Below are 18,065 nucleotides of genomic sequence, written 5' to 3' on the forward strand. Positions count from 1 at the left end.
GCAGGACGCAGCCGCCCGCGGGCTGCTCCCGGCCTCCGACATCGGCTGGCTCGTGGACCTGAGAGCGCGCCGCGAGGCCCGGGCCTACGCCCGCCAGCACGGGGGAGCCCGCGCGGAGCGGGCGATGCGGGAGTACCAGCAGTCGGCGATCGAGCTGGGCTTCCTGCATCATCGGTACCTGCGCGGCACCCCGCCCCCGACTTCGCAGCCCGCGGCCAGCGCTTCATCACCCGGCTGGGTGCGGTGCGCCCTTACATCTCCTTCCCCGGACAGGTGGTCCCCACACGATGAGCGAGTCCTCGAGCCCCGAGACGGGCATCGACAGCACCCAGATGCTCACGGCACTGGTGCAGCTGCGCGGTGCCCTGCAGGGGGCCACGCTGCCGCTGGAGGTGCCCGGCGTCGCGGAGAGCCGCAAGGCGCGCGCCGACATGATCGCCCAGCTGGAGGACTACGTCATCCCGCGGCTGATGACCATCGAGGCCCCGATGCTCGCCGTGGTGGGTGGCTCCACCGGCGCCGGCAAGTCGACGCTGGTCAACTCGCTGGTCGGCCACCGGGTGACCGAGCCGGGGGTGCTGCGGCCCACCACCCGCTCCCCGGTGCTGGTGCACAATCCCGAGGACGCCCAGTGGTTCGGCCAGGACCGGCTGCTGCCCGAGCTGGAGCGGGTCAGCTCCGCCACCAACGACCCGCACGCCCTCCAGCTCGTCCCGTCGGAGACAGTCCCGGCCGGACTGGCGATCCTGGACGCCCCCGACATCGACTCGGTCGAGGAGGCCAACCGGACGCTGGCCGCCCAGCTGCTCGCGGCGGCCGACCTGTGGCTCTTCGTCACCTCCGCCGCGCGGTACGCCGACCAGGTGCCGTGGGACTTCCTGCGTGAGGCGGCCGAGCGCTCCGCCGCGGTGGCGATCGTGCTCGACCGCACGCCCGACGACGCGATCGAGACCGTCTCCACGCACCTGGCCCGGATGCTGGCCAGTCGTGGGCTCAAGGACTCTCCGTTGTTCACGGTCACCGAGGAGCACATCTCCGAGACCGGGCTGCTGCCTGTCGCCGCGGTGGCGGCGATCCGGGGCTGGCTGGAGTCGCTGGCCGCGGACGCCGAGGCGCGTGCCGGCGTGGTGCGCCAGACCCTGGAGGGCGCCATCCGCACGGTCGCCCGTCGTACCCACGAGGTGGCGGACGCGGAGACCGAGCAGGCCGAGGTGCTGCGCCGGCTCCGCGAGGACGTCGACAAGGCCTACGACGCCGGGGTGGCCGGGGTGACCGCGGCGTCGGCCGACGGCACGCTGCTGCGCGGCGAGGTGCTCGCGCGGTGGCAGGAGTTCGTCGGCACCGGCGAGCTGCTGCGCTCCTTGGAGACCCGCGTGGGGTGGCTGCGCGACCGGGTGGTCAACGCCATCAAGGGCAAGCCCCAGCAGGCCGAGCGGGTCACGGTCGCGGTCGAGTCGGGCCTGGAGACCCTGCTGCTCGAGCACGCCGAGGCGGCTGCCGAGCGGGCCGAGGCCTCCTGGCAGTCGGTGGCCTCCGGCCAGGCCCTGCTCGCGGACGCGGGGGAGGACCTGGGGCGGGCCTCGCGCGACTTCCGGCGCAAGACCGAGCGGGCGGTGCGGGACTGGCAGGCCGACGTGCTGGAGATGGTGCGCACCGAGGGTGCCGACAAGCGCTCCACGGCCCGCTTCCTGGCCTACGGCGTCAACGGTCTGTCGGTGGCCCTGATGGTCGTGGTCTTCGCCCACACCGGCGGAGCGCTGGTGGGCGCGGAGGCCGGCATCGCCGGCGGTGGCGCGCTGCTGGGACAGAAGCTGCTGGAAGCGGTCTTCGGCGACCAGGCCGTGCGGACGCTGGCCGAGCGGGCCCGTCAGGACCTGGAACGCCGGGTGGACGAGCTCTTCGACGCGGAGCGCCGGCGCTACCTCGACCTGCTGGACTCCCTCAAGGTGACGCCGGGCTCCGCGGAGACGCTGCGCACCTGCGCGCGTCGGGTCGACGACCTGCGCTTCGCGCTGCTGGGTCGCAACGAGGCGGACCAGAGCGGGTCGTGAGCATCCCGGACGGGCGCACTACTGTTGGCCCACGAACCCATTCATCTCGGCTGAGGACACGATGACGTCACTTCTCGAGGGCGCCAAGAAGCTGGTGACCCGTGGCTCCGACATCGGCGGGCGCCTCGCCGGGCTGGAACAGGCCGTCACGTCTTCGGCTGGACGGCTCGACGACTCGGTGGTGGACGAGGCCTCCGCGGTGGTCACCCGCGCCGGCACCCGGCTCAAGCTCTCCGCGGACCACACGGTCGTCGCCCTGGCCGGAGCCACCGGCTCGGGCAAGTCCTCCACGTTCAACGCCCTGACCGAGCTCGAGCTCAGTGCCGTCGGGGTGCGCCGTCCCACCACGTCGTGGGCCACCGCCTGCGTCTGGGGCACCGAGGGTGCGCCGGAGCTGCTGGAGTGGCTCGGCATCCCGTCCCGGCACCAGGTCACCCGCGACAACCTGCTCAGTGCCGGCTCGAAGCATCCGCTGGAGGGCGTGGTCCTGCTGGACCTGCCCGACCACGACTCCACCGAGGTCTCCCACCACCTCGAGGTGGACCGGCTGGTCCGGCTGGCCGACATGCTCATCTGGGTGCTGGACCCGCAGAAGTACGCCGACGCCGCGATCCACGACCGCTACCTCGCGCCGCTGGCCACCCACCAGGACGTCATGCTGGTGGTGCTCAACCAGATCGACCGGGTGCCGCAGGAGCGCCGCTCCGCGATGGTCGAGGACGTGCGGCGACTGCTCGTCGCCGACGGGCTCACGGGTGTTCCGGTGCTGGCGGTCAGCGCCCGGGAGGGCACCGGCATGGACGAGCTGCGCGACGAGATCGCCCGCAAGGTCGCCAGCAAGAAGGTCACCAAGCAGCGCCTGGACGCAGACCTCCGCGCGGCTGCCGCCCGGATGGCCGAGCTCACCGGCAACGCGAAGACCCCGTCGCTGCCCCGGGAGCGGGTGGCGGCCCTGGAGGACGCCTTCGCCGAGGCAGCCGGTGCGCCGACCGTGGTCCGGGCGGTCGAGGACTCAACCCGGATCCGCGCCAACCGGGCCACCGGCTGGCCGGTCACCGCGTGGGTGACCAAGCTCAAGCCCGATCCGCTGAAGCGCCTGCACCTCGACCTGGGCGCCGCGGGCAAGGAGCTCACCGGCTCGGCGCGAACCTCGGTGCCCACCGCCAACCAGGTCCAGCGCGCCAAGGTCGACAGCGAGGTGCGCTCGCTGGTCGACGAGGTCTCGGTGGACCTCAGGCCGTCCTGGGCGAACGCGGTGCGCCAGGCCTCGGTCTCCCGCCTTCCCGACCTGGGGGACCGGCTGGACAAGGCGTTGGCCGCCACCGACCTCGGCGCGGAGCGGATCCCCGCCTGGGCAGGACTGGTGCGAGTCCTGCAGTGGCTGCTCATCGTCTCGGCGGCGGTCGGCGCGGTCTGGCTCGGTGTCCTGGCGTTGGGCTCCTACGCGCGGTTGCCGGAGGTGCCCACCCCCGAGTGGCGCGGCTTCCCGGTCCCCACCCTGCTGCTGCTGGGCGGTGTCGGGCTCGGCATCCTGCTGGCTCTGCTGTGCCGGGTGCTGGTCTCCCTGACCGCCCGACGCCGCGCCCGGTCCGCCGACCGGCGGCTGCGGGAGGCGATCGGGCAGGTCTCCGAGGAGCTGGTCATCGAGCCGGTGCGGACCGAGCTGGCGGCCTACTCCGCGACGCGCGACGGTCTCGCCGAGGTGCTGCGCTGACCTGCTGACGTCCACAGGCGGCGCGGCGGCGGAGTTCTCCACAGCGCGCCCGCCGTACGGCGCTCGGCCCTGCGGGGCTGCAGCAGGGTGGTCGTCGACGGGGCAGGGCGCCGCGTCGGCGACAGGCACAGGAGCGCACATGAACGACAGCATGATCACCTTCAGCGGCTGGGTCGGGTCCGAGGTCACCCTCACCGAGGCCGGTGCCGGAGCGGCCGTGGCGAGCTTCCGGGTGGGCAGCACGCCGCGTCGCTACCGCGGCGGGCAGTGGGAGGACGGCGAGACCATCTGGTACGCCGTGAAGGCCTGGCGCACCCTGGCCCTCAACGTGGGCGCGTCGGTGCGCACCGGGGACCCGGTGGTCGTCTCGGGCAAGCTCGTCGCCGACGTGTGGAAGCGCGAGGACGGCACGGTCTCCACGCGCTACGTCGTGGTCGCATCCTCGGTGGGCCACGACCTGACCCGCGGCACCAGCGAGTTCCGGCGCGCCAAGGCGCCCGAGCCCGCCGTGGGGGTGGAGGACGACGCGGTGCGGGCGGTCCTGCACTCCTACGAGGAGGGTGGGCCGCGTCTGGACAGCAACGGTCAGGCGGTGACCGCGGTGCAGGAGCCGGCTGCCTGAGGTCGAGCCGGGACTCGCGGGGCGCCACCGGTCGCTGAGCCGCCGGTGGCCGGTGCCGGGCCTCGCACCGGTAGGCTCACTGACCATGGCTGACTACGTATTCACCCTGCGCAATGTGCGCAAGGCCCACGGCGACAAGGTCGTCCTCGACAACGTCACCCTCTCCTTCCTGCACGGGGCCAAGATCGGCGTCGTGGGTCCCAACGGCACCGGCAAGTCCTCGCTGCTCAAGATCATGGCCGGGCTGGACCACGCCAACAACGGCGACGCGATCCTCGACCCCGACGCCACCGTCGGCATGCTCCAGCAGGAGCCGCCGCTGACCGAGGGCAAGACGGTCTTGGAGAACGTGGAGGAGGCGGCCGGCGAGATCAAGCAGAAGCTCGACCGCTACAACGCGATCTCCGAGGAGATGGCGAACCCGGACGCCGACTTCGACACGCTCCTGGCCGAGATGGGCGACCTCCAGACCGACCTCGACCACGCCAACGCGTGGGACCTCGACAGCCGGCTGGACCAGGCGATGGACGCGCTGCGCTGCCCGCCGCCGGACGCCATCGTCGACAACCTCTCCGGTGGTGAGCGGCGCCGGGTGGCGCTGTGCAAGCTGCTCCTGCAGCAGCCCGACCTGCTGCTCCTCGACGAGCCCACCAACCACCTCGACGCGGAGTCGGTCCAGTGGCTCGAGGGGCACCTGGCCTCGTACCCCGGTGCCGTGCTGGCCGTGACCCACGACCGGTACTTCCTCGACAACGTCGCGTCCTGGATCCTCGAGCTCGACCGAGGGCAGGCCCACCCCTACGAGGGCAACTACACGACGTACCTGGAGACCAAGAAGAGCCGGCTCAAGATCGAGGGGCAGAAGGACGCCAAGCGCGCCAAGATGCTCGACCGCGAGCTGGAGTGGGTGCGCTCCAACGCCAAGGCCCGTCAGACCAAGAGCAAGTCCCGGCTGGCGCGCTACGAGGAGATGGCGGCCGAGGCCGACCGGATGCGCAAGATCGACACCTCCGAGATCAACATCCCCGCTGGACCGCGGCTTGGTGACGTCGTCCTGGAGGCGCACGGCCTGGGCAAGGGCTTCGAGGGCCGGGTCCTCATGCACGACGTCTCGTTCACGCTGCCGAAGGCCGGCATCGTCGGCGTCATCGGTCCCAACGGTGTCGGCAAGACGACGCTGTTCCGGATGATCACCGGCGAGGAGCAGCCTGACGAGGGTGAGCTGAAGGTCGGTCAGACGGTCAAGATCTCCTACGTCGACCAGAGTCGTGGCGGCATCGACCCCAACAAGAACGTCTGGGAGGTCGTCTCGGACGGCCTGGACTTCATCAAGGTCGCCAACTTCGAGATGAACTCTCGTGCCTACGTCGCCTCGTTCGGCTTCAAGGGTCCGGACCAGCAGAAGAAGGCCGGCGTGCTCTCCGGTGGTGAGCGCAACCGTCTCAACCTGGCGCTCACCCTGAAGATGGGCGGCAACATGCTGCTGCTCGACGAGCCCACCAACGACCTGGACGTGGAGACCCTCTCCTCCCTGGAGGACGCCCTGCTGGACTTCCCCGGCTGCGCCGTGGTCACCTCCCACGACCGGTGGTTCCTGGACCGCGTCGCGACCCACATCCTGGCCTGGGAGGGCAACGAGTCCGACCCCGCCAACTGGTTCTGGTACGAGGGAAACTTCGCCGCGTACGAGGAGAACAAGATCGAGCGTCTCGGCGCCGACGCGGCGCGCCCGCACCGCGTCACGCACCGCAAGCTCACCCGGGACTGATCCCGGTGAGACGACGATGCCCCCGACCGGAGACGGTCGGGGGCATCGTCGTCCCGCGGACGCGAGGACGTCAGTCCGCCTGGCGCAGCTCCATCTCGGGGTGCGCCGCGATCAGGTGGTCCGCCACGGCGTTCATCACGCGTCCGGCCGCCGCGAAGTCAGCGGGGGAGACCAGGTCCACCAGGTTCTGACGGACCCCGGCGACGTGCACGGGCGCCGCCCGCTGGAGCAGCTCCATCCCCTTGTCGGTCATGGTGGCGAACACGCCCCGGCCGTCCTCGGGAGAGGCACGGCGTACGACGTACCCGGCCTTCTCCATGCGGTCGATGGTGTGGGTGACCCGGCTGCGGCTGTGGGCCAGGGCGTCGGCGAGCTGGGCCATCCGCATCGAGTGCCCCTCGCGCTCGGAGAGGCGCACCAGGATCTCGTACTCGGTGAGGGAGATCTCGAAGGAGCGGCGCAGGTCGTCGTCGAGCCGGTCCAGCAGCAGCGTGTGGCCCAGCAGCACGGCGCGCCACGCCCGCTGCTGGTCCTCGTCGAGCCAGCGAACTTCCCCCCGAGTAGTCATGGGCACGACCTTAACGGCTGCCCGGGTGTCGACGCGCCGGTCCCGGTACGCGCGAACGCCCGGCCGCCACGAGGGCGACCGGGCGTCCGGTGGTCCTGCCCGCCGGCGTCGCAGGCGGACCGGGTGACTCAGATGCGCTCGAGGATCAGGGCCATGCCCTGGCCGCCACCGACGCACATGGTGATCAGGCCGGTGGACTTGTCGTGCCACTCCAGGCTGTTGAGCATGGTGTTCTGCAGCCGGGCGCCGGTCATGCCGAACGGGTGGCCGATCGCGATCGCGCCGCCGTTGACGTTGAGCCGGTCCAGGTCGATCCCGAGCTCCTGGTAGGAGGGGACGACCTGAGCGGCGAAGGCCTCGTTGAGCTCGACCAGGTCGATGTCGCCGATGCTCATGCTGGCGTTGGCCAGGGCGCGCTTGGTGGCCTCCACCGGGCCCAGGCCCATGATCTCGGGGGAGAGGCCGCTGACGCCGGTGGACACGATGCGCGCCAGCGGGGTGAGGCCGAGCTCGGCTGCCTTGGTGTCGGACATGATGACCACGGCCGCCGCGCCGTCGTTCAGCGGGCAGCAGTTGCCGGCGGTGACCACCCCGTCGGGGCGGAAGACCGGCTGCAGCTGGGAGATGGCCTCGTAGGTGACTCCGGCGCGGGGGCCGTCGTCGGCCTGCACCACGGTGCCGTCGGGAAGGGTGATCGGGGTGATCTCCCGGGTCCAGAAGCCGTCCTTGATCGCCTGCTCGGTGAGGTTCTGGCTGCGCACGGCGAACTCGTCGAGCTCCTTGCGCTCCACGCCGCGCAGCCGGGCGACGTTCTCCGCGGTCTGGCCCATGGTGATGTAGGCGTCCGGCAGCTGGCCGTCCTGCCTCGGGTCGTGCCAGTCCTGGCCGCCCTTGGCGTACTCGGCGGTGCGGGACTGGGCCTCGTCGAAGATCGGGTTGACGGTGTGCGGGATGTGGTCGGAGGTGCCCTTGGCGAAGCGGGAGACGGTCTCGACGCCGGCCGAGATGAACACGTCACCCTCACCGGCCTTGATCGCGTGGAATGCCATGCGGGTGGTCTGCACCGAGGAGGCGCAGTAGCGGGTGATGGTGGCGCCGGGGACCTGGTCCATCCCGTTGAGGACGTTGACGATGCGCCCCATGTTGTTGCCGCTCTCGCCACCGGGCAGGCCGCACCCGAGGTAGAGGTCGTCCACGGTGTTGGCGTCCAGCTCGGGGATCTTGTCCAGGGCGGCCCGGACGATGAGGGCCGCCAGGTCGTCGGGCCGGAAGTCCTTCAGGGACCCCTTGTTGGCTCGGCCGATGGGACTACGAGCGGCTGAAACGATCACTGCCTCGGGCATTGACTCTCCGATCTGGGCGGATGCTGACGCGACTCAGCCTACGGGGTGTGGGGGCAAGTGCTGGGGAGCGTCGAGCACGTGGTCCAGCGTTGCCGGCTGATCTGTGGCGGGGCGCCCGAGGGCCGTCTGGCACCGCGCCCAGAGCCGCCGCGTGCAGGTGGCTGCACCCCGCTCAGACGGTCGGCATCGTGCTGGACCCGTGCTCCGGGATCCGACCAGGGTCTGACAGCATCGCGGGGTGCGCCACCTCTACGAGTGCCCGATGCGCTGGGCCGACCTGGACCTGCTGGGACACGTGAACAACGTGGTCTTCGTCGACTACCTGCAGGAGGCCCGGGTCGACATGCTGCGCACCCACGTCCCTGACGGCCGGGCCGAGCGCCTGGTCGGACGTCCGGGAGAGGGCATCGTGGTGGTGCGGCACCTGGTGGAGTACCTCAACCCGTTGTCGTTCCGGTTCGGTCCGGTCAAGATCGAGTGCTGGGTCACCGAGCTCAAGGCCGCGTCCTTCACGATGGCCTACGAGATCTTCGACGAGGACGAGAACGGGGTGCGCACGACGTACGCCCGAGCGAGCACGGTGCTGACGCCGTACACCTTCACCACCGAACGCCCGCGGCGCCTCACCGACGCCGAGCGGCAGGCCCTGGGGCGGTTCCTGGAGCCGGCCACGCCCGCTGCGGAGCTGTGGAGCGAGCCGCGTGAGGTCGCCGGCGGCCGCTATCAGCTGCACGTGCGGTTCAGCGACGTCGACGCCTACGGTCACGTCAACAACGTCAAGTACTTCGAGTACTTCCAGGAGGCCCGGGTCCAGCTCCTGGACTCCCTGGGTCGCGAGATGCCCCAGGAGGGCGGGGCCGGTGTGGTCGTGGCCCGCACCGAGGTCGGCTACCGCCGCCCCATCCACGTCCGCGCACAGCCGTACCAGGTGCGCACCTGGGTGTCGCAGGTCGGGAACCGCTCCGCGGTCGTGGACGCGGAGATCACCGACGAGGGCACCCTGCTGAGCCGGTCCCGGGTGGTCCTGGTCTTCTTCGATCCCGCGACCCAGCGCAGCGTCGACCCGCCGCCCGAGGTGCGCGCCCGGATGCTGGCCATGCTGGGGGAGTGATCCCCGCAGGCCTCAGAGCTCGGGGCTGTTGACCATGAACTGGGCGGCGTGGGTCACGTAGTCCCAGAACTGGGCGTCCTGCTCCTCGGTGAGCGCTGCCTTGTCCAGGCCGGCCCGGAAGTGCACCAGCCACCGCTGCGCGGAGCCCGGGGTCACGGCGAACGGGCCGTGTCGCATCCGCAGTCGCGGGTGACCGCGGGTCTCGCCGTACGTCGAGGGCCCACCCCAGTACTGGGCGAGGAAGAGCGCGAACCGCTCGGCGGCCGGGCCCAGGTCCTCCTCGGGATACATCGGGCGCAGCAACGGATCCTCGGCGACGCCGGCGTAGAAGGTGTCGACGATGGTGCGGATGGTCTCCATCCCGCCGATCTCCTCGTAGAACGTCGTCACGCCGACCATTGTGCCGGGTCGCTCCTGAGCCCAGCCATCGGGCCCGGTGGGGCTCAGGAGTCGGTGGCCGCCGGGACCGGGGCCTTCTCCGGTGTCCAGGTGACGTACCGGGTGTGCGGCATCACGATGCCCTCCTGGTCGAACCGGGCCTTGATGCGCTCGCGCAGCTCGCGCGCCACCGCCCACTGCTCCATCGGTGCGGTCTTCAACGAGACTCGCACGGTCACGCCGTCCACGGTCATCGCCTCGACCCCGGGGGACTCCGGCTCCTCGATGACCCGGTCCCGGAAGTCCTCGTCCTGCCACATCGCGTGGGTGACCTCGGTGAGGACCTCGCGGACCCGGAGCAGGTCGGAGTCGTAGGCGACGGTCAGGTCGAGCACCGCACGCGCCCAGTTCTGGCTCATGTTGCCGACCCGCAGGATCTCCCCGTTGCGCACGTACCAGACGGTGCCGTTGATGTCCCGCACCCTGGTGACGCGCAGGCTGACCGCCTCCACCGTGCCCGAGGCCTCGCCCAGGTCGACGACGTCGCCCACGCCGTACTGGTCCTCCACGATCATGAAGATCCCGGAGAGGAAGTCCTTGACCAGGGTCTGGGCGCCGAACCCGAGGGCCAGGCCGAGGATCCCGGCGCTGGCGATGATCGGGGTGATGTCCACGTCGAGCTCGCTGAGCACCATGGTGAACGTGACGGCCAGCAGCACCCCGTTGATGATGCTCTTGAGCAGGCTGCCCATGGTGCGGGAGCGCTGGGCCCGCCGGGTGTTGGCGGCCAGGTCGCGGGGGGAGTTCTCGGCGCTGCGGCCCAACCGGGCGCTGGTGGTCACCGCTGCCCGGGTGAAGCGGTCCGGGACCATCCCGGCCTCCGCGCGCCGCACCACCCGGTCCACGAGGCGGTGCAGCACCCAGCGGGCCACCAGGGCCAGCAGGACCAGCATGGCGATGGTCAGCGGCCTGCCGATGAGCACGTCGGCCATCTCCGCGAGGTCCTCGTTGCCGGTGGCCTGCATGGTCCACTCGCACAGCTGTTCACCAGGTAGGCAGGGGTGGTCGATCTGTGTCGCGAGTCCGAGCATGGCGCCCAGTATTGCGGTGCCACCCGCTCCGAGGGCCCAGCAGGTGGCCACGGATGGCCTCGGGTGATCGGCACCGGGACGGGGGACGATATCCTTGCCGACGTGACCTCCATGACCGCGCTCAAGAACCTCCGTCCTGTCGTGCGCTCGTCGCTGCGCCTGGCTGTCCCGGCGGCCGTCGTGCTGACGGTGCTGCTCGCCGGCCCGGCCATGGCCGACGTGCCGGAGGGCTGGTCCGACCCGGAGGACGTCTCCGCCATGCAGTTCCTGCTGCTGCTGTTCCTGGTCCCGGTGGGCCTGGCGCTGCTGATCTCGCTGGCGGTCTACCTCCCCGCGCTGGCCCGAGGCGAGAAGATCGCCCCGAACTCCACGCCGGTCGACGACCAGTGGTTCGGTGGGCCGCGCGGCGGCCGGGCCGAGCTGCAGAGCTCCGACGCCCAGGAGAAGGGCACCGGTGGCGCAAGTGGCAACTGGTGAGCTCACCGCCCGCGAGCGGGCCGAGATCGACAGGGCGATCCGGGCGGCCGAGCAGGCCTGCCGGTTCGAGTTCTCCGTCTTCCGGGGCCTCTGCACGGGCACCCCGCGCGCCTTCGCGGAGTCCCTCCACTCATCCCTGGCGGCACCGCAGCGCAGCATCCTGATCATGGTCGACCCCGTCTCGCGGGCGCTCGAGGTCGTGACCGGCTCGGAGGTACGCCGTCACCTCACCGACGGCGAGGTCCACCTCGCCTTGCTGGCGATGCAGTCGGCCTTCGCCGAGGGTGACGAGGTCGGCGGGCTGCGCCGCGGGATCCTGATGCTCGCCGAGCACGCCATCCCGCAGCACACCCTGCACGTCGGGCCCGAGCACGTCGGAGTCTGACCACCCACGTCTGCCGCCCTTCACGGGCACCGAACGACCACTCCGAACGACCAAAACGGCTGAGCGCCGCACCCAGGGGTGCGGCGCTCAGCCGTTTCACGTGCAGGCGCTCAGCTGGCCCCAGCACCCGACCGGGTGCTCGACCCGGCATCCAGGGCCTGGGCGGCGAGCGCACGCAGGACGTCGGCGCGTCCCTCGCGTGCGAACCGCTGGGCTCCCAGCGGGGCCGAGGTGCGATCCAGCCACTCCGCCACCCGGTCGGCCAGCTGCTGCTGGGCGACGATCTGCTTGGGGAAGCCGTACTCCAGCACCACCGAGCCCTTGTGGAAGCCCAGGGTGTCGATCGCCGTCTCCGCCGCGTCGAAGTACTTGTCGACGAACTGGGCGACGACGTCCTCCTGGCCGAAGCGGAAGATCGAGAAGACCATCTCCCGCGAGGTCTCGTTGGGCGTCTCCGGGTCCATGATGGCGGCCCAGCCGGCTTCCTTGGCCTCCAGGCGCGGTTGGGCGACCCGGGCGGCGGCGGCCTTCTCCTTGCCCTCGATCGTGGGGTCGCGCTCCAGCTCGGCCTCGATCTCGGCGTCCCCGGCTCGGCCGGATGCGGCCAGCGCGGTCAGCAGGGACCAGCGCAGGTCCTGGTCGACGGCGAGGCCCTCGACGGTGAAGGACCCGTCGAGGAGGCCCTGCAGATCGGCCACCGCGGTGTCGCTGTGGCTCGCGGCCGCGTAGGCGCGGGTGAAGGTGAGCTGGTGGTCGCTGCCGGGCTCGGCGGCCAGCATCAGCTCGCGCAGGCCGGACTCCCACTCGGCGCGCAGCGCCGCGCGGTTCTCGGGTGCGGAGTAGAAGTTGACCGCCATCGCCGCGGAGACGGGGATCCGGGTGACGCCCCAGGAGTCGGTCTCCGAGCCGATGTTGGCCAGCACCAGGCGCACGAAGTCGCTGGCCGTCATCTCGGCGTCCCGCGTCATGTCCCAGGTGGCGCCCCAGACCAGGGCGCGGGCCAGGGAGTCGTCGAGCTTGGAGAGCCCGGCGGTGACGCAGGCCAGGGAGCGCTCGTCGAGGCGGATCTTGGCGTAGGCGTGGTCCTCGTCGTTGAGCAGCAGCAGGTCCGGCTGACGCACTCCGACCAGCTGCTCGACCTGGGTGGAGGCGCCCTCCACGTCGATCTCCAGGTAGTCGCGGCGCACCAGGTGCCCGTCGACCTCGTCGTAGAGGCCGATGCCCAGGCGGTGGCGGCGCAGGGTCGGCTGCTCCGCCGAGGCGGTCTGCAGGACCTGGAAGGAGGAGTAGCTGCCGTCGGAGTCCAGGGCGAACTCCGGGCGCAGGGTGTTGACCCCGGCCGTCTGCAGCCATTCCTGGGCCCAGCCCTGGAGCTCGCGACCCGAGGACCGCTCCAAGGCGGCCAGCAGGTCGCTGAACTCGGTGTTGCCGAAGGCGAAGTCCTTGAAGTACTGGCGCAGGCCCGCCACGAACGGGTCGAGCCCCACCCAGGCCACCAGCTGCTTGAGCACCGAGGCGCCCTTGGCGTAGGTGATCATGTCGAAGTTGACCTCGACCGCGTGCAGGTCGACGTTGTCCGCGGCGATCGGGTGCGTGCTGGGCAGCTGGTCGGCGCGGTAGCCGGTCTGCTTGCGGGCGTTGGCGAAGCCCGTCCAGGCGTCGGTGAACTCGGTGGCCTCGGCCTCGCACCAGTAGCAGGCCCACTCGGCGAAGGACTCGTTGAGCCAGAGGTCGTCCCACCACTTCATGGTCACCAGGTCGCCGAACCACATGTGCGCCATCTCGTGGGTGATCACCGAGGTGCGGAACTCGAAGAACGAGCGGGCCTGACGGCTGCGGGGGAGGTACTCGTCGCGCAGCGTCACGCAGCCGGCGTTCTCCATCGCGCCCATGTTGTACTCCGGCACGTAGAGCTGGTCGTACTTGCCGAACGGGTAGGGGTAGTCGAACTTCTCCTCGAAGAACTCGAAGCTCTGCTTGGTGATCTTCACCAGCTCTTCGGTGTCCATGTAGTCCACCAGCGACTGGCGGCAGTAGTGACCCAGCGGGATGGTGCCGAACTTGCCCTCGTAGGTGTCGAGGACCTCGTGGTACTCCCCGGCCACGATGGCGGTGATGTACGTCGACATCTTCGCCGTCGTCGGGAAGGACCACACGGCCTTGCCGTCGCCGGTGGCCACGGGCTCGGGGGTCGGGGCGTTGGAGACGACCTTCCAGTGCTCCGGCGCGGTCACGGTGAAGGTGAAGACCGACTTCAGGTCCGGCTGCTCGAAGGTGGTGAAGACGCGCCGCGCGTCCGGGACCTCGAACTGGCTGTAGAGGTAGACCCGGTCGTCGGAGGGGTCGACGAAGCGGTGCAGGCCCTCGCCGGTGTGGCTGTAGGTGCAGTCCGCCTTGACCACCAGCTGGTTGTCGGCGGCGAGGCCGTCGAGCTGGATGCGGCTGTCGACGTACGCCGTCGCCGGGTCGAGCGGGGCACCGTTGAGGGTGATCTCGTGCACCGTGGCGTCGACGAGGTCGACGAACGTCGACCCGCCGGGCTCGCGGCAGGTGAAGGCGATGGTGGTGGTGGAGCCGAACGTCTTGTCACCGGTGGTGAGGTCGAGCTCGACGTCGTAGGAGGACACGTCCAGGAGGGCGGCGCGGGTGGCGGCCTCGTCCCTGGTGAGGTTGGTTCCAGGCATGAGATCCATCATGGCATCCCGCGCCGACGGCCCGGCGGCGGCGCGGGTGGGCGCGGGCGGCGGTCTCGGTGGTGGCGGTGCCGGGGCTTCTGATTCACTGGCACACGTGACCGAGACCAAGAACAACGCCGACTTCTGGTTCGACCCGCTCTGCCCCTTCGCCTGGATCACCTCACGGTGGATCCTGGAGGTCGAGCAGGTCCGCGACATCGACGTGACCTGGCACGTGATGAGCCTGGCCTACCTCAACGCCGACAAGGACATCCCCGACGAGTACCGGGAGATGCTCAAGCCCGCCTGGGGACCGGTGCGGGTGGCCATCGCCGCCGAGCAGCGCCACGGCCGTGGGGTCCTGCTCCCGCTCTACACCGCGATGGGCAACCGGATCCACCTCGAGCAGCAGCCGATCAGCCGCGAGCTCATCGCGGCCGCGGTGGCCGAGGCCGGCCTGGAGGCCGACCTGGTCGACGCGATGGACGACAGCTCGCTGGACGAGGCGGTCGCCAAGTCGCACCACGAGGGCATGGACCAGGTCGGGGACGACGTGGGCACCCCGACGATCTCGATCAACGGCGCCGCGTTCTTCGGCCCGGTGCTCTCGGCCATCCCGCGCGGCGAGGAGGCAGGCCAGCTGTGGGACGGCTGCGTCGCGGTCGCGAAGGTGCCCTACTTCTACGAGCTCAAGCGCTCGCGCACCGGAGACCTGGACTTCAGCTGATCATGGCGCTCAGCTCCCGGCTGAGACGGTGGCGGCGGTGGAGGCCATCACCGCAGCCGTGATGGCGGCCTGGGACGCTGCGACCGCGTCCCGCACGGCCTTGGCCGCCCAGGCTCCCTCTGAGATCGCCTTCGCCCGCCGCTTCACCTCGCCGGTGCTGAGGGCTCCGCGGTCCACCACCTTGTGCGCCTGGTCGACGGCGGCGAGCAGTGCCACCAGGGCAGCGGTGCGAGCGTCCGGCGCGGCCCCGGCCACCAGGCAGTCCTGGAGCCGCTGCCGGACCTGCTGCTCGTGCTGCCGGTCCGCGGCCGGCCACACGGTGCTGGGGAACAGGCCCAGGACCCGGGTCTGGCGCCGTTCGAGCATCCCCTTGGCCACCAGCCGGTCCTGGAGCTGCTCGCGCACGCCCTTGCCCAGCCGGCTCACCAGGTCCTGGGCGCTGCGTGGCTTCTGCGCAACGGTCTCCCACGCGCCGGCCAGGAGGGGGTCCGGGTCGGTGCCGGCCACCTGCCGGGCCTCGACCTTGGCCGGGCGCCACCTGCTGTTCGTCTCCTCGACCTCGACCGCCCCGTCGAGGGCGAGCTGGACGAGCAGCGCCCCGCCGAGGAGCGGCTGCGCCTGGGAGGAGGCCGACAGCCGGCCCTTCTCGTCGTCCATGAGCAGCAGGAGCAGGTCCTCGGCGATCAGCGTGTCGGGATGGCTCATGGCTGCGAACCTAACCGGCGGGACGCGCCGACGCGAGCCTCACTAGGATCGCCCCCATGAGCAAAGTCCTCTCCGCAGTCGCCTGGCCGTATGCCAACGGTCCGCGCCACATCGGGCACGTGGCCGGTTTCGGTGTGCCCTCCGACGTCTTCAGCCGGTACATGCGGATGGCAGGGCACGAGGTGCTCATGGTCTCGGGCTCCGACGAGCACGGGACCCCGATCCTGATCGCCGCGGACGAGGCGGGGATCTCGCCGCAGCAGCTGGCCGACCGCAACCACCGGCTGATCGTGGAGGACCTGGTCGGTCTCGGGCTCTCCTACGACATGTACACCCGCACCACCACGCGCAACCACCACGCCGTGGTGCAGGAGATGTTCCGGGGGGTCTACGACAACGGCTACTTCGTCGAGCAGACGACGTACGGCGCCATCTCGCCCTCGACGGGACGCACCCTGCCGGACCGCTACATCGAGGGCACCTGCCCGATCTGCGGCACCCCTGGCGCGCGCGGGGACCAGTGCGACGCCTGCGGCAACCAGCTGGACCCGCACGACCTGATCAACCCGGTCTCGCGGATCAACGGCGAGACCCCGGAGTTCATCGAGACCCAGCACTTCTTCCTGGACCTGCCCGCGCTGGCCGAGGCGCTGGGGAGTGGCTCGACGAGCGGGAGGCCTCGGGCACGTGGCGTCCCAACGTCATCAAGTTCTCCAAGAACATCCTCTCCGAGATCCGGCCGCGGGCGATGACCCGCGACATCGACTGGGGCATCGCGGTGCCGCTGGAGGGCTGGCAGGACAACCCGACCAAGAAGCTCTACGTCTGGTTCGACGCGGTCATCGGCTACCTCTCGGCCTCCATCGAGTGGGCGCGACGCTCCGGCGACCCCGAGGCCTGGCGCCAGTGGTGGAACGACCCCGAGGCGCTGTCGTACTACTTCATGGGCAAGGACAACATCACCTTCCACAGCCAGATCTGGCCGGCTGAGCTGCTGGCCTACAACGGCCAGGGCAGCAAGGGCGGCAGCGCGCACGAGCTCGGGGTGCTCAACCTGCCCACCGAGGTGGTGAGCTCGGAGTTCCTGACCATGGAGGGGCGCAAGTTCTCCTCCTCCAAGAAGGTCGTCATCTACGTCGCCGACCTGCTCTCGCGCTACCAGGCCGACGCCTTCCGCTACTTCGTGGCCGCCGCCGGCCCCGAGAACCAGGACTCCGACTTCTCCTGGGCCGAGTTCGTGCAGCGCACCAACTCCGAGCTGGTGGCCGGCTGGGGCAACCTGGTGAGCCGCACGGCCACGCTGATCGCCAAGAACTTCGGGCAGGTCCCGGAACCGTCCACCCTGAGCGAGGCCGACACCGCGATCCTGAGCGCCACCGAGACCGCGTTCACGGTGGTGGGGGACCTGATCGGCCGCAACCGGATGCGCAACGCCATCGCCGAGGCGATGCGTGCCGTCGGAGAGGTGAACAAGTACGTCACCGACTCCGAGCCGTGGAAGATCAAGGACGACCCGGCGCGCCTGGGCACGGTGCTGTTCGTGATGGCCCAGTGCGTGCACGACCTGAACACGCTGCTCAGCCCGTTCCTGCCGTTCACCGCGAACCAGATCGACGTGGTCCTCGGCGGCTCCGGCGACCTGCAGCCGCTGCCTCGGATCGAGGAGGTCGAGGACCTCGACGGGGGACCCGGCTACCCGGTCATCACCGGCGACTACAGCGGCGTGCGGCCCTGGGAGCGTCGCGCCGTGGTCCCGGGGACCCCGATCGAGAAGCCGACTCCGGTGTTCACCAAGCTCGACCCGACGCTGGTCACCGAGGAGCTGGCGCGGCTGGGGCTGGAGGGCTGAAGGCCGTCGTAGGGTCTGCCCATGACTGATCTGGCCTACGTCCCTCGCTTCTTCCTCAAGCAGAAGCTGACCATGATGGTCAACCGCTACGAGGTTCTCGAGGCGAGGCCCGACGGCACGCCCGGTCGGGTGATGGCGTTCGCGGAGCAGAAGCGCTTCGCGTTCAAGGAGCAGGTCACCTTCTTCGAGGACTCCACCCGCAACCGCCCGGTCTTCGGCTTCAAGGCGCGCTCCGTGGTGGACCTCAACGCCGGGTACGACGTCACCGACGCCGACGGCGCACCGCTGGGCTTCTTCCGCAAGGACTTCGGCGCGAGCCTGCTGCGCTCCACCTTCCACCTCGAGGGTCCCGGTTTCCAGGGCACGGGTCAGGAGCGGCACATGTGGGTGGCGCTGCTGCGCCGCGTCTCGGACTTCCCGTTCCTGCCGATCCACTTCGACTACGTGGCTCCCGACGGCCGGCCGCTGATCTCGGTCTCCCGGCAGGTGAGCATCGGGGACCGCTACACCGTCGACGTGCCCGACCGGCGCGTGGACTTCCGGCTGGCGGCCGCCGTGGCGGTGGCCATGGACGCGCTCATGTCCCGGTGACGGGACAGGT

The 18,065-nt window shown here is 70.6% G+C and carries 15 protein-coding genes and 1 pseudogene; 10 read left to right on the plus strand and 6 right to left on the minus strand.

The features are described 5' to 3' along the window. The first annotated feature begins 287 nt into the window (after positions 1–287). From C0R66_RS05905 to ettA, 4 genes are all read left to right on the plus strand, one after another. Positions 288–2,051 (plus strand): dynamin family protein, encoded by a 1,764-nt coding sequence (locus tag C0R66_RS05905; protein ID WP_240311636.1) that lies wholly within the window; start codon positions 288–290, stop codon positions 2,049–2,051. Between the two features lie 91 nt (positions 2,052–2,142). After that, positions 2,143–3,765 (plus strand): YfjP family GTPase, encoded by a 1,623-nt coding sequence (locus tag C0R66_RS05910; protein ID WP_422385613.1) that lies wholly within the window; start codon positions 2,143–2,145, stop codon positions 3,763–3,765. 139 nt (positions 3,766–3,904) lie between these two features. Continuing rightward, the gene (locus tag C0R66_RS05915; RefSeq protein ID WP_101523913.1) at positions 3,905–4,387 is read left to right on the plus strand and encodes a single-stranded DNA-binding protein; all 483 of its coding nucleotides are present in this window, start codon (positions 3,905–3,907) and stop codon (positions 4,385–4,387) included. Between the two features lie 85 nt (positions 4,388–4,472). Further along, positions 4,473–6,155 (plus strand): energy-dependent translational throttle protein EttA, encoded by a 1,683-nt coding sequence (gene ettA, locus C0R66_RS05920; protein WP_101523914.1) that lies wholly within the window; start codon positions 4,473–4,475, stop codon positions 6,153–6,155. Between the two features lie 70 nt (positions 6,156–6,225). Here ettA and C0R66_RS05925 read toward each other — a convergent pair whose 3' ends face one another. Together C0R66_RS05925 and C0R66_RS05930 are read right to left on the minus strand one after the other, a co-directional pair. Continuing rightward, positions 6,226–6,723: a MarR family winged helix-turn-helix transcriptional regulator gene (locus C0R66_RS05925; RefSeq protein WP_101523915.1), complete on the minus strand. Its 498-nt coding sequence runs from the start codon at positions 6,721–6,723 to the stop codon at positions 6,226–6,228. Between the two features lie 128 nt (positions 6,724–6,851). After that, complete coding sequence (locus C0R66_RS05930; protein WP_101523916.1) at positions 6,852–8,066, minus strand: acetyl-CoA C-acetyltransferase; 1,215 nt, start codon at positions 8,064–8,066, stop codon at positions 6,852–6,854. A gap of 238 nt (positions 8,067–8,304) precedes the next feature. Between C0R66_RS05930 and C0R66_RS05935 the strand changes: the two genes are divergently transcribed. Beyond that, positions 8,305–9,177 carry an acyl-CoA thioesterase gene (locus C0R66_RS05935; RefSeq protein WP_240311635.1) on the plus strand — a complete coding sequence of 291 codons (873 nt, stop codon included), beginning with the start codon at positions 8,305–8,307 and terminating at the stop codon, positions 9,175–9,177. 12 nt (positions 9,178–9,189) lie between these two features. Here the strand turns inward: C0R66_RS05935 and C0R66_RS05940 are convergent, their stop codons facing one another. Further along, the gene (locus tag C0R66_RS05940) at positions 9,190–9,576 is read right to left on the minus strand and encodes a globin (protein ID WP_101523917.1); all 387 of its coding nucleotides are present in this window, start codon (positions 9,574–9,576) and stop codon (positions 9,190–9,192) included. A gap of 44 nt (positions 9,577–9,620) precedes the next feature. Continuing rightward, entirely contained in the window at positions 9,621–10,655 is a 1,035-nt protein-coding gene (locus C0R66_RS05945) for a mechanosensitive ion channel family protein (RefSeq protein WP_479684923.1), read from the minus strand. Positions 10,656–10,748: 93 nt separating this feature from the next. Between C0R66_RS05945 and C0R66_RS05950 the strand changes: the two genes are divergently transcribed. After that, positions 10,749–11,123, plus strand: a complete 375-nt coding sequence (locus C0R66_RS05950) for a hypothetical protein (protein WP_158647923.1) — start codon at positions 10,749–10,751, stop codon at positions 11,121–11,123. Next, positions 11,101–11,508, plus strand: coding sequence for a DUF5130 family protein (locus C0R66_RS05955; protein ID WP_241901593.1), 408 nt, complete (start codon positions 11,101–11,103; stop codon positions 11,506–11,508). The genes C0R66_RS05950 and C0R66_RS05955 overlap by 23 nt, the downstream gene beginning before the upstream one ends. A 110-nt stretch (positions 11,509–11,618) precedes the next feature. Here C0R66_RS05955 and pepN read toward each other — a convergent pair whose 3' ends face one another. Next, positions 11,619–14,192, minus strand: a complete 2,574-nt coding sequence (gene pepN, locus C0R66_RS05960; RefSeq protein ID WP_101526080.1) for an aminopeptidase N — start codon at positions 14,190–14,192, stop codon at positions 11,619–11,621. A gap of 106 nt (positions 14,193–14,298) precedes the next feature. Between pepN and C0R66_RS05965 the strand changes: the two genes are divergently transcribed. Next, the gene (locus C0R66_RS05965; RefSeq protein ID WP_240311633.1) at positions 14,299–14,910 is read left to right on the plus strand and encodes a mycothiol-dependent nitroreductase Rv2466c family protein; all 612 of its coding nucleotides are present in this window, start codon (positions 14,299–14,301) and stop codon (positions 14,908–14,910) included. A gap of 9 nt (positions 14,911–14,919) precedes the next feature. Here the strand turns inward: C0R66_RS05965 and C0R66_RS05970 are convergent, their stop codons facing one another. Further along, positions 14,920–15,615: a GOLPH3/VPS74 family protein gene (locus tag C0R66_RS05970; protein ID WP_101523922.1), complete on the minus strand. Its 696-nt coding sequence runs from the start codon at positions 15,613–15,615 to the stop codon at positions 14,920–14,922. A gap of 56 nt (positions 15,616–15,671) precedes the next feature. Between C0R66_RS05970 and metG the strand changes: the two are divergent. Both metG and C0R66_RS05980 read left to right on the plus strand, forming a co-directional pair. Beyond that, positions 15,672–17,464: pseudogene (gene metG, locus C0R66_RS05975) on the plus strand (methionine--tRNA ligase). Positions 17,465–17,485: 21 nt separating this feature from the next. Beyond that, the gene (locus C0R66_RS05980; protein ID WP_101523923.1) at positions 17,486–18,055 is read left to right on the plus strand and encodes an LURP-one-related family protein; all 570 of its coding nucleotides are present in this window, start codon (positions 17,486–17,488) and stop codon (positions 18,053–18,055) included. The last annotated feature ends 10 nt before the right edge of the window (positions 18,056–18,065 follow it).

The sequence above is a fragment of the Nocardioides houyundeii genome (assembly GCF_002865585.1).
Taxonomy (GTDB): Bacteria; Actinomycetota; Actinomycetes; order Propionibacteriales; family Nocardioidaceae; genus Nocardioides; species Nocardioides houyundeii.